1 protein-coding gene is annotated in these 279 nt (G+C 49.8%); it reads right to left on the bottom strand.

The window, feature by feature from the left end:
- Positions 1 to 279 (bottom strand): tRNA-guanine transglycosylase (locus tag B0E34_RS22605; protein ID WP_123956485.1); only part of this gene is annotated, 279 nt, incomplete at both ends.

Below are 279 nucleotides of genomic sequence, written 5' to 3' on the forward strand. Positions count from 1 at the left end.
TACGAACTACCAGACGTCCTTGACTGGTCATTGTAGTTCCGTTACGGGCAATTCGAGTAGGCAGAACACAATCGAACATGTCCACTCCGCGAATCGATCCCTCAATCAATGCATCGGGTGAACCAACACCCATTAGATAGCGTGGTTTATTGGACGGCAACAAAGGAACGGTGTAGTCCAACACACCATACATCAAATGTTTCGGTTCTCCAACACTCAGTCCACCAATAGCATACCCCGGGAAATCCATGGAAGTCAAATCTGCCGCGCTCTGGCGGC

This window comes from Chryseobacterium mucoviscidosis, assembly GCF_002177115.1.
Taxonomy (GTDB): Bacteria; Bacteroidota; Bacteroidia; order Flavobacteriales; family Weeksellaceae; genus Chryseobacterium; species Chryseobacterium mucoviscidosis.